General features: G+C 64.6%; 11 protein-coding genes. 8 read left to right on the plus strand and 3 right to left on the minus strand.

The genetic code is table 11. The annotated features are described in order from the left end of the window. The first annotated feature begins 2 nt into the window (after positions 1-2). Entirely contained in the window at positions 3-2,531 is a 2,529-nt protein-coding gene (ligD, locus tag ACZ1JC_RS21475; protein WP_465138233.1) for a DNA ligase D, read from the plus strand. Positions 2,532-2,690: 159 nt separating this feature from the next. On the opposite strand, the gene ACZ1JC_RS21480 is transcribed toward ligD, so the two are convergent. Together ACZ1JC_RS21480 and ACZ1JC_RS21485 are read right to left on the minus strand one after the other, a co-directional pair. Continuing rightward, on the minus strand, positions 2,691-3,002 hold the full coding sequence (locus ACZ1JC_RS21480) for a hypothetical protein (RefSeq protein WP_465138232.1): 312 nt from the start codon (positions 3,000-3,002) through the stop codon (positions 2,691-2,693). A 190-nt stretch (positions 3,003-3,192) separates the two neighbouring features. Then, positions 3,193-3,846: a FadR/GntR family transcriptional regulator gene (locus tag ACZ1JC_RS21485; protein WP_465138231.1), complete on the minus strand. Its 654-nt coding sequence runs from the start codon at positions 3,844-3,846 to the stop codon at positions 3,193-3,195. 197 nt (positions 3,847-4,043) lie between these two features. Here ACZ1JC_RS21485 and ACZ1JC_RS21490 point away from each other — a divergent pair, with 197 nt between their 5' ends. From ACZ1JC_RS21490 to ACZ1JC_RS21515, 6 genes are all read left to right on the plus strand, one after another. Next, on the plus strand, positions 4,044-5,516 hold the full coding sequence (locus ACZ1JC_RS21490; protein WP_465138230.1) for an aldehyde dehydrogenase family protein: 1,473 nt from the start codon (positions 4,044-4,046) through the stop codon (positions 5,514-5,516). Positions 5,517-5,526: 10 nt separating this feature from the next. After that, entirely contained in the window at positions 5,527-6,309 is a 783-nt protein-coding gene (locus tag ACZ1JC_RS21495; RefSeq protein ID WP_465138229.1) for a carboxymuconolactone decarboxylase family protein, read from the plus strand. Continuing rightward, positions 6,302-7,108: an NAD(P)-dependent oxidoreductase gene (locus tag ACZ1JC_RS21500; RefSeq protein WP_465138228.1), complete on the plus strand. Its 807-nt coding sequence runs from the start codon at positions 6,302-6,304 to the stop codon at positions 7,106-7,108. The genes ACZ1JC_RS21495 and ACZ1JC_RS21500 overlap by 8 nt, the downstream gene beginning before the upstream one ends. After that, positions 7,105-7,875, plus strand: coding sequence for an SDR family NAD(P)-dependent oxidoreductase (locus ACZ1JC_RS21505; protein ID WP_465138227.1), 771 nt, complete (start codon positions 7,105-7,107; stop codon positions 7,873-7,875). The genes ACZ1JC_RS21500 and ACZ1JC_RS21505 overlap by 4 nt, the downstream gene beginning before the upstream one ends. Positions 7,876-7,889: 14 nt before the next feature. Beyond that, the gene (locus ACZ1JC_RS21510; RefSeq protein WP_465138226.1) at positions 7,890-8,675 is read left to right on the plus strand and encodes an SDR family oxidoreductase; all 786 of its coding nucleotides are present in this window, start codon (positions 7,890-7,892) and stop codon (positions 8,673-8,675) included. Positions 8,676-8,805: 130 nt separating this feature from the next. Then, complete coding sequence (locus ACZ1JC_RS21515; RefSeq protein WP_465138225.1) at positions 8,806-10,194, plus strand: amino acid permease; 1,389 nt, start codon at positions 8,806-8,808, stop codon at positions 10,192-10,194. Positions 10,195-10,272: 78 nt separating this feature from the next. Here the strand turns inward: ACZ1JC_RS21515 and ACZ1JC_RS21520 are convergent, their stop codons facing one another. Continuing rightward, on the minus strand, positions 10,273-11,055 hold the full coding sequence (locus ACZ1JC_RS21520; protein WP_465148458.1) for an energy transducer TonB: 783 nt from the start codon (positions 11,053-11,055) through the stop codon (positions 10,273-10,275). Positions 11,056-11,351: 296 nt separating this feature from the next. Here ACZ1JC_RS21520 and ACZ1JC_RS21525 point away from each other — a divergent pair, with 296 nt between their 5' ends. Next, positions 11,352-11,996 (plus strand): PepSY-associated TM helix domain-containing protein, encoded by a 645-nt coding sequence (locus ACZ1JC_RS21525; RefSeq protein WP_465138223.1) that lies wholly within the window; start codon positions 11,352-11,354, stop codon positions 11,994-11,996. Positions 11,997-12,007 lie beyond the last annotated feature (11 nt).

A 12,007-nucleotide genomic window follows, 5' to 3' on the forward strand; every position in this document is an offset into this window, starting at 1 on the left:
CCGTGGCGACGCGCAAGTCTGCCACCGATCCGCTGGCCACCTACAACGCCAAGCGCGATTTCGCGAAGACGGCGGAGCCCGCCGGCAAGGCCGAACGCAGCGCCGCCGGCAATCTCTTCATCGTGCAGAAGCATGCGGCGCGGCGGTTACACTGGGATTTCCGCCTGGAAGTGGACGGCGTACTGAAATCGTGGGCGGTAACGCGCGGCCCCAGTGCCGATCCCGAAGACAAGCGACTGGCCGTGCGCACCGAAGACCATCCGCTCTCCTACGCAGGCTTTGAAGGACGCATTCCGCAAGGCGAATATGGCGGCGGCACCGTCATGCTGTGGGACAAGGGCACATGGGAACCCATCGAGGGCAAGTCCGCGGCAGACCTTGACGACGGACACCTGCATTTCCGCCTCCATGGTGAGCGGATGAAAGGCGAATGGCTGCTGGTCCGCATGAAGGGCCGCCCCGGCGAAAAGCGCGAGAACTGGCTGCTGCGCAAGGTTGCCGACGGTCATGTGGTCGCGGGCGACAAATTGGTCGACGAGGGGCTGACCAGCGTGCTGACCGGCCGCTCCATGGCCGAGATCGAGAGCGACAAGGCCGGCACCCAGTCCCTTGCCGGCAAGAAGGGAAAGGCCTTCGCCGAAACCATGGCCAAGGCGGCCGAACATGCCGAAGCCAAGATCAAATCGCCAAAGCGCCGGCCCGCACCGGCACCAAGGCCGCCGAAATTCCGCAAGCTGCAACTGGCCACGCTGGTGGACGATGTACCCACCGGCAATCAGTGGATGCACGAAATCAAGTTCGACGGCTATCGCGCCCTTATCGCCGCGGCGGGTGACAGCGTGGCCGTCTATACGCGCAGCGGATTGGACTGGACCGACAAGTTCGGCCCGATCGCCGCAGCCCTTGCCGCGCTGGACCTGCCGCCGGCGCTGATCGACGGCGAAATCATCGCGCGCGGGAAAGACGGCAATCCCGATTTTTCCTCGCTGCAATCCGTGCTCAAGCGCGGGCACGGGGCGCAGGGGCCGAACGACGCGCTGGAATTCCATGCCTTCGACCTGCTCGAAATCGATGGCGAGGATCTGACCACCCGCTCGCAGATAGAACGCAAGGAAAGGCTGGAAGCCCTGCTTGCCGAAGCGTCACCGCCGATCGTCGTGGCGGACCATGTGATCGGTGCCGGCGAAAGGCTGTACCGCGCGATGTGCGCGGCGGGGCAGGAAGGCGTGATCGCCAAGCGCGTAGACGCCGCCTATCTCGGCCGCCGCACCCGTAATTGGGTGAAAGTGAAGTGCTCGCGCCGTCAGGAATTCGTGGTGGTAGGCTGGTCCGGATCGAGCGCGAAAGGACGGCCGTTTTCCTCGCTGCTGCTGGGGCAGTACGAAGGCAAGTCGCTGATTTATCGCGGCAAGGTGGGCACGGGGTTCGACGGCGCGATATTCGAAGACCTTGCCGCGCGCATGGCCAAGCTGGAACGCAAAACTCCGGCGCTGGAGGTGGACAAGGCAGAGGCGCGCGGCGTCACCTGGCTCACGCCCAAGCTGGTCGCGGAGATCGCCTTTGCGGAGTTTACCGGCGAAGGCCGCGTGCGCCACGCCAGCTTTCTGGGCCTGCGCGGAGACAAGGCGGCCGGTAACGTCACGCAGGAGAAGGCCCAGCCCATGCCCGATGCGAAACCGACCATCGCCATCTCACACCCCGACCGCGTGCTCTTTCCCGAAAGCGGCCAGACCAAGGGGCAATTGGCCGACTACTACGCCGACGTATCCGCGCTGATGCTGCCTTTCGCGGCGGACCGCCCGGTTAGCCTCGTCCGCTGCCCGCAGGGGCGCGCCAAGAAATGCTTTTTCCAGAAGCATGACAGCGGCGCTTTCGGCTCCCACGTCCGCCACGTTGCCATCCGCGAAAAGGGCGGCGAGACGGAAGACTACCTTTATCTCTCCGATGTGGAGGGTCTGCTCACTTGCGTGCAGATGGGCACGATCGAATTCCACGGCTGGGCATCACGCGCCGATGCGGTGGAAAAGCCCGATCGCATGATCTTCGATCTGGACCCGGACGAGGGCCTGGACTTCGCCGATTGCCGCAAGGCCGCGCAGGAAATCCGCGGCCAGCTTGCCGATCTGGGCCTTGTCAGCTTTGCCATGCTGTCCGGCGGAAAAGGCGTCCATGTGGTCGTGCCGCTAAAACCGGACCATGACTGGGACGCGCACAAGGACTTCGCGCATCGCTTTGCCGAAGCCATGAGCCAGGCACAGCCCCACCGCTATGTCGCGACGATGAGCAAGGCCAAGCGCAAGGGCCGGATCTTCATCGATTGGCTGCGCAATCAGCGCGGCAGTACTGCCGTCCTGCCCTATTCCGCCCGTGCGCGGGCCGGCGCACCGGTGGCGGTGCCGATCGATTGGGACGAACTGGATGGTATGAAGAACGCCCATCCTTACTCGATCGACGATGCCGCCACACTGATCGATCGCGCCGGATCGCTTCGCGGGTGGGGCTTCGCGGAGCAATCACTGCCCGCGCTGTAAAGCCGATGGACGGAATCTGGCGGCCGTCCCTCAAGAAGGCGAGCGTTGCCTTGCAGGCATCCTTCCTTCCCTTCGCGGGAAAGCGCGTATGGCTCACAAAACTCCCTGTATCTCTTTCAGGCGTCGTCGTTCGGCGCGACGCCCCGATGCTCTGCAAGCTTACTCGGCAATCAGCGCGCTGATGCGGTGCGAAAATGGATGACCCGGCGTTGCGCCGCGGGCGATTTGAGTAAACCGACCGCCTTCCAGCAATGAAAGACGAGCTTCCAGAAGTGGAACGTCCTCACCCTTGCGAACATCGATGTGCACATGAAGCTTGCCGTTGAAATCGAGGCTTATCGCAGCTGCTTCCGGAAACTCGGCATGCAGCAGCTTCAGAATTTCATCGAGTTGATCCGTCAAGCTTTTTGCGTCGGATTGTGCAGGAAGTACGCCACCATCTATCGAATAAATACGTGCATCTTTTGACATATGCCAAACGGCCCCTGTTGATCTGCACAAACGATCTTAACTGAATTCCCTTAGGGAAGAACGCTATATTTTGCGTTCAATCAAAGATTTTTTCCCCGGCCAGCAAGCGGCTGGCGCGGTTGGAGACTTTGACTTTTTGCGCGCCGTCTGACCGCGACTCGGAGCCGATTTTGGCCCGAATCGGGATTTTTCATCCCCGATGTGCCATGACCACGGCCCGGTTCTGGCGATTGGCCTCGAACCGCGCCAGGTCCGGATCGCCGGCCAGAATGGCAGCGATGATCCGTTGCCGCCCCTGCCGCCAGCTTTCGACGCCGATCCCGGCCAGTTCCACCACAGTGGCCCCTTCACCGGATGCGTGATGAAGCGTCACGCGGGTCAACATCTCGAACAGCGGACGACGGACCATCTGGAACAACAGTTCCTGAAACGCTTCCTCGAACTGACCGAACTCCGCCATGCTGCGGCAATGGGCCGTCTCCTCGCCCAATGCCTTCAATCGCGCCAGCAAGGACGGATCGGTGCACCGCGCGGCCGCCGTCGCCAGTTCGGTGAACAGCAGCGAGGTCATGTCCAGCGCCTCCTGATACCCTGCCGGATGCATGCGCATGTAAGAGGATAGCGACCGCTCCAGCGCAGCATCGTCCGGCCGTGCGCCGTAATAGCCGCCGCCGGGGCCGCGCCGCACTTCCAGCAGACCTTCGTGTTCCAGCACGCGCGCCGCCTGCTGCAGCGTGACGATTCCCACCTCCAGTTCGCGCGCCAGCTGGTGCAGCGCCCCCAGCAACGTGCCGGGCGGGCAGGCGAAGATTCGGTCGCGCAAGGTCTCCGTCGTGCGCGCCACCAGATTGGTTCCCCTGCGCCGTCCGCGCGCCCGTTCCATCCGCCCCTCCAATACTATGCATAGTATTCCGATTTCAGCGACATTTTCGGCGTATTTTCGGCAAATTCAAGTCAATTGACCACGTATATTTGCCCTCATACCGTTCACCCACAACCGAGCGGCCCCAAGCGTCGCCACTGGAGAGGAATGGAACGAGGATGGGCTTCCAACATCCCGACATCTCGGCGTTTCCCGAGATTTCGCTGGTCATTGGCGACGAACGCGCACGATCCGGCAGCGGCGCCGACTGGGGCCATGTCTACCCCGGCACCGGCCGCGTAACCCGCGAGATCCGCCTGGCCAGCCCGGCGGACGTAGACCGCGCTGTTGCCGCCGCCAAGGCCGCGCAGCCCGCATGGCGCGCCTTGCCGGGCGACAAGCGCCGCGATCTGATGTTCCGCCTTGCCTCCGTGATCGAGGCCAAGGCTGCGGAAATGAGCCCGCTGCTCACGGCCGAAAACGGCTCGATCCTGATCGCGGGCGGCCACATGAGCCTCGATGCCGCGCAGAAGTTCCGCTATTTCGGCGGCTGGGCGGACAAGATCGACGGCCGCACCGTCTCCACCTGGGGCGGCCCGGCGCACGATTACGTGATGTACGAGCCTTACGGCACCGTCGGCATCATCGTGCCGTGGAATGGCCCGCTGTTCGCCGCCACGATGGTCATGGCCCCCGCCCTTGCCGCCGGCAATTGCGTGGTGCTGAAAGCGCCCGAACTGGCGCCGTGGTCGCTGATGAAGCTGATGGAGGCGATCCACGAGGCCGGCTTCCCGGCAGGCGTAGTCAACCTCGTCACCGGCGGACCGGACGTGGGCGCGGCGATGGTCAGCCATCCCGGCATCGACAAGATCGAATTCATCGGCAGCGGCGCCACCGCTAAGAAGATTCTCGCCAGCGCGTCAGAGACGCTCAAGCCCGTGGGCCTCGAACTCGGGGGTAAGTCGGCAGTCGTGGTTTTCGCCGATGCGGACCTTCAGGCCGCCGCCAAGCGTGGGCTTTCCGGGGCCGTCAGCGCCAATGGACAGGGCTGCGTCAACGGCACCCGCCTGCTTGTCGAGCGGGCGATCTACGAACCCTATCTCCAGATGCTGAAGGCCATGGCCGCGCATGTGAAGGTGGGCGATCCCTTCGCAATGGACACTTTCATGGGCCCGGTGATCTCGCAGACTGCGTTGGACCGGATCGACGGCATGGTCCGTCGCGGTGCCGAACAAGGCAGCGAAGTGCTCTGCGGTGGCGCCCGGATGGAAGGCGATCACGGCGAAGGGTACTTCTATCCGATCACCGTGCTCGCCGGGGTTGCTCCCACCAGCGAGATCGCCCGCAACGAAGTGTTCGGTCCGGTCCTCGTCGTCACCCCGTTCGACAGTGAGGAAGAGGCCGTCGCACTCGCCAATGACAGCGACTACGGCCTTGGCGCCTATGTCCACACCACCAATCTCACCCGCGCGCACCGCGTCGCCGAGCGGATGATGGCCGGGCAGGTGCAGGTCAACGGATCGGGGGAGGCAATGACGCCCTGCGTACCTTTCGGCGGCATGAAGCATTCCGGACACGGCCGCCTCGGCGGGATCGAGGGCCTGCGCGAATTCCAGCAGGTCCGCAACGTCTGGGTCAACCTTCAGGACTGAGGAGACCGCAATGGCACTGCACGACCCCGCCGACCGCGCCATGCGCGGCCTTGCGACCGAAGCCGAAGTCACCGCGCGCGCCTCCAGCGAGCCGGCGACGCTGTTCGAACAATCCTGGCGCGATTTCGTCTTCGCCGAAGTCTGGACCCGTCCCGGCTTGCCGCGCCGCCCGCGTTTTCTGGTCGCCATCGCCAGCGCGGTGACCTGTGGATTGCAGGACAGTCAAATCGACGATTTCGTGCGCGGTGCGCTGAAGACCGAGGCGATTAGCCTTGCCGAACTGCGCGAGGCGGCATTGCACCTCGCCGTCTACGCCGGCTGGGGTAATGGCGGAAAGCTGGACCGTGCGGTAACGCGGGTCGCCAATGAACTCGGCCTACCGCCGGCCGATGTACCGCCGATCTGCCCGGAACCGTGGGATCCGGATGCACGCAGCCAGCGCGGGCATGACGAATTCGCGAAAGTCATGACTTTCGCGCCCGGCCCGCCGGCCACACCCTATTTGGAAGGCATCAACAACTTCGTCTTTGGAGAGATGTGGTGCCGTCGGGGCCTCGACGAGCCTTCGCGCCGCTGGATCACGCTAGTGGGCGTGTGCGAATCCGGCGCCGAAATCCCGATCCGCAGCCACATCCACGCCGCCATGGCGAGTGGCAACTGCCAACCCGCGGAGATGCTGGAATTCTGCCTGCAATACGGCACCCATGCCGGTTGGCCGAAAGCCTCGCGCATTCAAGGCGTGGTGCTGGAAATGATCGACAAGGTCACAAAAGGGCTCCCCTGGCATGGTTAGGACCGGATTTATCGGCCTTGGTTCGCAAGGCGCACCGATGGCGGAGCGGATGCTGGCGGCGGGCCACGAACTCACCGTCTGGGCCCGGCGACCGGAAGCGGCGGACGATCTCGTCGCCAAGGGGGCACTTCGCGCGGCATCGGTCGCCGAACTGGGCGAACGCTGCGATCACGTGGGCGTCTGCGTGGTCGACGACGCGGGCGTTACGGAGATTTGCGCGCAGCTGATCCCGGCGATGAAGCGCGGCAGCGTCCTCGTCATCCATTCCACGATCCTGCCTGAGACCTGCGAGCGACTGGCGGCGCAGGCGGAAACGCGCGGCATCGTCCTGCTCGACGCCCCCGTCAGCGGCGGTGGCGCAGGCGCGGCGGCGGGCACGCTCACCGTCATGTGTGGCGGCAGCGAGGCGGCCTTTGCGCAGGCGCTCCCGGTGATGGAAAGCTTTGCGGGCAAGGCCGTGCTGCTGGGGCCAGTCGGTTCCGGACAGCGCGCCAAGATCGTCAACAATGCGCTGATGGCGGCGAATATGGGCCTTGCCCATGCCGCACTTTCGCTGGGCGATGCGCTGGACATCGATCGCGCGGCGCTGGCCGATCTCGTCCGCCATTCCAGCGGGCGCAGCTTCGGCTTCGAAGTCTATGCCCGCCTGCCAAGCCCTTCGGCCTTTGCCCATGGCGGCAAGCTGCTGCGCAAGGATGTCGACCTGCTGGGTGCGATCACCAACCCCGACAACGCACTGGCGCGAGCCGCCGATCCCTTCCTCGACGCCGCATTGAACCAAACGGAACCGACGAAATGAGCGTGATCTTCAAAACCCTCGACATGACGGGCAAGGCCGCCGTCGTCACCGGCGCAGCCTCAGGTCTTGGCCGCATGACCGCGATGAAACTGGCAGAAGCAGGCTGCGACCTCTGGCTGGTGGACGTGAACGAGGCCGGCCTTGCCGAAACCACGCAGCTGCTCGCCCCGCACGACCGCAAGGTGGGGAGCGAAGTGGCGGATCTGTCCGATCCTGCCGCCTGCCATGCCGTCATCGCCCATGCGGTGGAGAAATTCGGCCGCCTCGACGCGCTCTGCAATGTCGCCGGGCTGATCTACCTCGCCAACACGCCGCAGATGCCGCAGGCGCGGTACGAACGCACTATCGACGTCAATCTCAACGCACCGTTCTTCCTCTCGCAAGCGGCGATCCCGCACCTGCTGGAAGCGAACGGCGCGGTGGTCAATGTCGCCTCCTGCGCGTCCTACATCGGGGAGGCCTATGCCGCCGCCTATTGCGCCAGCAAGTGGGGCCTTGTCGGCATGACCAAGGCCATGGCGATGGAATTCCAGAAGAAACCCATCCGCATCAACGCCGTCGCGCCCGGCGGCATGATCACCAACATCGCGACCAACTTCACCCCACCCGAGAATTGCGACTTCGAACTGCTCAAGCGTTTTTCCGGCCTGCGCGGGCAGGTCGAGGTGGAGGACGTGGCCGACCTTGTCGTGCTGCTCGCCTCCCCCGCCGGTCGTGGCTTTCACGGCGCCTGCCTCTCGCTCGACGCGGGCATCACGGCAGGCTGACAGGAGACATATCAATGGCATTTTCTCTCGATCAGTTCCGCCTCGACGGCAAAGTGGCCGTCGTCACCGGCGCGGGCGGGCGCGGCAACTCCATCGGCCGCGCCTATGCGCTGGGCCTCGCCAATGCCGGCGCATCGATCGTGGTCGCTGACCTCAATGGTGACGGGGCGAAAGCCGTCGCGGACGAGATCGTCACGGCAGGCGGCAAGGCCATAGGCGTGCAAGTGGACGTTTCCGACGAAGCTTCCACCCTCGCCATGGCGGCCGCCGCGAAGGAGGCGTTCGGCGGCGTCGACATCCTCATCAACAATGCCGCGCTGATGGTCGACGTCAGCTACGACAATTGCGAAACGGTCAGCCTCGATGCCTGGAACAAGGCCTTCGCGGTGAACCTCAACGGCGCGCTGCTCTGCGCCCGCGCGGTCATACCCTCGATGCGTGAGCGGGGCGGCGGGCGGATCGTCAACCAGACTTCGGGCGGCGCGTTCCCGGCAACGGGGCTCTACGGCATCACCAAGCTGGCACTCGTGGGCCTGACGACGACGCTGGCCAAGCAGTTCGGCAAGGAAGGCATCACCTGCAACGCCATTGCCCCCGGTAACGTCACCTCGGACGCGGGCAAGATGCTGGTGCCCGACGATTCGCCGTTCATCCAGTTCCTCAACATGACCTGCGCCCTCAGGGCGCGCGGCGGACCGGACGAACTGGTGGGCACCGCGCTGCTGCTCTGTTCGGAAGCGGGCGCATGGATCACCGGGCAGACGATCCATGTCGACGGCGGCTGGGTACTGCGGCCTTAACCCACGAAAGCCGCGCAATAAAGAACAACCACCGCGTAATAAATTGTGTGAGGGGCGCAATCATACCTTGCGTTCCTCGCCAAATCCTGCTGCCTGCCGGCGATCAAAAAACCACGGTAGAGAGGCAGCGATGAACTTCATGACCCGGCGAAAGCCGCTCGTCCCGGCGGGACAGACCGGCAGCGGCCTGAAGAAATCGCTCGGTTGGCCGCACCTGATGGCGCTAGGCGTCGGCGCGATCATCGGCACTGGCATCTACACCCTGACCGGCGTGGCTGCGGGCCTCGCCGGCCCTGCCGTGGTGCTGTCGTTTGCGATTGCCGGCGCGGTCTGTGCCTGCGCAGCGCTGTGCTACGCCGAAATGGCCAGCCTGACGCCGCAGGCCGGCAGCGCCTACACCTATTCCTACGTCGCGGTTGGCGAGGCGCTGGCCTGGGTGATCGGCTGGAGCCTGATCCTCGAATACACGCTGGTCTGCTCGGCCGTGTCGGTCGGCTGGTCCGGCTATGCTTCCGGCCTGATCCGGCAAGCCGGCTGGGGCGTGCCGGATTCGCTGCTGGCAGGCGGCGTGATCGACGTTCCCGCGATCTTCATCGCCCTCGCCGTCACCGGCGTGCTGCTGGCCGGCACGCGTGAAAGTGCGACGCTGAACTTCATTCTGGTCATCATCAAGATGATCGCACTGGCCGCGTTCGTGGCGCTGGCCCTGCCCTCCTTCGACCTTGCGCACTTTCAGCCTTTCGCGCCCTTCGGCTTCGGCGCCACCGATATCGACGGCAAGAAGTTCGGCGTGATGGGGGCGGCGGCCATCATCTTCTTCGCCTTCTACGGCTTCGATGCGATCTCCACCGCGGCTGAGGAAGCGAAGAACCCGAAGCGGGACCTGACCATCGGCATCATCGGCTCCATGGTGATCTGCACGCTGGTCTATGTCGGTGTGGCCGCTGCCGCGCTGGGCGCCGTCCATTTCACGCTTTTCGCGCCGAGCCCCGAACCGCTGGCCTATGTGCTGAAAAGCCTGAACCACCCCGCCGCCGCCGCGCTGATCGGCATGGCCGCCGTCATCGCCATGCCCACCGTCATCATGGTGTTCATGTTCGGCCAAAGCCGCGTGTTCTTCGCCATGGCACGCGACGGGCTGCTTCCGAAGCGTCTCTCCACCGTCAACCGGCGCGGCGTGCCGGTGGCGGTTACCGTGCTGACGGGGCTGGTCGCCGCCGTGATCTCCGGCCTGATGCCGCTGGATGAGATCGCCTCGCTCGCCAATGCCGGCACGCTGGCCGCCTTCATCGCCACCGCCATTGCGGTGATGGTGCTACGCCGCCGCTCGCCGGAACTGGAGCGCCCGTTCGTCACGCCGCTGGTATGGGTCATCGCCCCGGCTACCGTGCTTGGCTGTGCCTACCTGTTCACCAGCCTGCAATTGCGCACGATCGAATTCTTCGCGGTGTGGAACCTGATCGGCTTCGCGATCTACGCAATCAGCGGATGGATGCGCGAAAAGGCCGCGCAAGCCTGACCATTCCGGTCGGCGGCGATCCTTATCGTCGTCGCCGGCCTTATGATTTCCGCCTCGCCAAACCGAGTGGCGGCACTGTCAGGTCTGGAGCACGAAGGGAATTTCGACGAGCCCGCGCACCATGACCGGCGCCCCATCGCGCGTTGTGGGAGACCAGCGCCAGCGGCGAACCGCCGAAAGCGCCGCCCGGTCGAGCCGATCCGATCCACTGCTTTTCGAAATGGAAATGTCGGCCACGCGGCCGTCGAGGCCAAGCAGCAGCGCCAGTACGACGGTGCCCTGTTCGTGCTTGCGGCGTGAATCGAGCGGATAACGCGGCGGCTCAGCGGCGATCATCTTGGATGACAGGTCCCCCGCATTCTCCACGCGCGGCGCAGGTGCTGCAGGTGCCGGCGCGGAAACAGGCGCGCTGATCGGTGCAGATGCCACTGTCGCCATGACCGGTGCGGGCACAGGCACGGGCGACGTGAAAATCGGCGGCGGATTGGTTGCGACCATGATCGGGGGCGGCGGGGCGACCACCGGCGAAGGCGGCGGCGGCAGCACTGGCTTGGGCTGAGCCTTCGGAGGCGGAGGCGGCACAGGCGCGCTAAGGTCCGCAACGACAATCCGCTGGCGCAGGGGCTTTTTGAAGTCCACCACGTTCATCGCCAGGATCGTCGCCAGCACTCCCGCCACGACTGCCATCGAAGCGACAACGGCCGGCAGATTCGCACGGCGCCCTTCACCATAGCGCCCCGCCGCCTGCCAGGTTGCGGCAGCCGCTTGCGGCATCGCGACCACTTCCCCAACACCGCGAAAAATGGCGGTTTCCGCGTGCGGGAACGGGGCCGATTGCGGAATCGAAGCCAGTCCAGTCAAAATCTGATTTCCCCTGCGAGATGGTCGATCCATCCCGGCTATTGCGAGTCATTCTCATAGCTGCGACAAGGGCCGTCGTCGAGATGATTTCCGCATCGTGTCTGACTCGCACGCCGCAGCGATGAAATTTCTCTGTTTTTCCTGCTGCTGGTGATGCGCGGCGAGGCGTGGCTCAGAGGTTATCGCTCGCGACGCAAGAAGGCTCTGGCGCAATCGCGGCAATGTGATAAGGGCTCTGTTGCTAATGCCTCTCAACAACGAGAAATCGCACCCATTCCTGACCGGGCATTCTTCCTGTGAACCCTGACGAAACGAAGACCCTTCCCCGCAAGAAGTCGCGCAAGTGGCGGAACTGGTGGGTCAAGCAATTGCACACATGGCACTGGATCAGTGCCGCGATCTCGCTTGCCGCCATGCTGTTTTTCGCGGTGACCGGGATCACGCTGAACCATGCCGCGTCGATTCCCGCCAATCCCCAGGTGCACGACACCAATGGCCAGCTTTCGCCCGCACTGCTTGCCGCGCTGACAGCCAAGACCGACGATGCCCCCCTGCCCGCGCCCGTTGCGGCTGCGGTGCGCGATGCCGTCGGCCTGGATGCCAGCGGCAAGCCCGGCGAATGGTCGGACAGCGAAGTCTACGTCGCCTTGCCGCGGCCGGGCGGCGACGCCTGGGTCAGCATCGATCGGGCCAGCGGCAAGATCACGTCCGAAGTGACTGATCGCGGCTGGATTTCCTATCTCAACGACCTGCACAAGGGTCGCAATTCCGGCTCTGCCTGGTTCTGGTTCATCGATGTTTTCGCGGTCGCCTGCATCCTGTTCACGGTGACCGGCCTCTTCCTCCTCCAGGTTCACGCGCGCCACCGCCCGTCCACCTGGCCGATCGTTCTTGCGGGTGTGGCCCTTCCGGTCGTGCTCGCGATCTTATTCATCCATTGAAGGATCCACCG

It is taken from the genome of Sphingomonas sp. BL-S-28, assembly GCF_055521515.1.

Bases quoted from the DNA above. Each gene is read 5' to 3' on its own strand.
- ACZ1JC_RS21480 (WP_465138232.1), bottom strand. From the start codon at position 3,002: ATGTCAAAAGATGCACGTATTTATTCGATAGATGGTGGCGTACTTCCT.
- ACZ1JC_RS21490 (WP_465138230.1), top strand. From the start codon at position 4,044: ATGGGCTTCCAACATCCCGACATCTCGGCGTTTCCCGAGATTTCGCTG.
- ACZ1JC_RS21495 (WP_465138229.1), top strand. From the start codon at position 5,527: ATGGCACTGCACGACCCCGCCGACCGCGCCATGCGCGGCCTTGCGACC.
- ACZ1JC_RS21500 (WP_465138228.1), top strand. From the start codon at position 6,302: ATGGTTAGGACCGGATTTATCGGCCTTGGTTCGCAAGGCGCACCGATG.
- ACZ1JC_RS21505 (WP_465138227.1), top strand. From the start codon at position 7,105: ATGAGCGTGATCTTCAAAACCCTCGACATGACGGGCAAGGCCGCCGTC.
- ACZ1JC_RS21510 (WP_465138226.1), top strand. From the start codon at position 7,890: ATGGCATTTTCTCTCGATCAGTTCCGCCTCGACGGCAAAGTGGCCGTC.
- ACZ1JC_RS21515 (WP_465138225.1), top strand. From the start codon at position 8,806: ATGAACTTCATGACCCGGCGAAAGCCGCTCGTCCCGGCGGGACAGACC.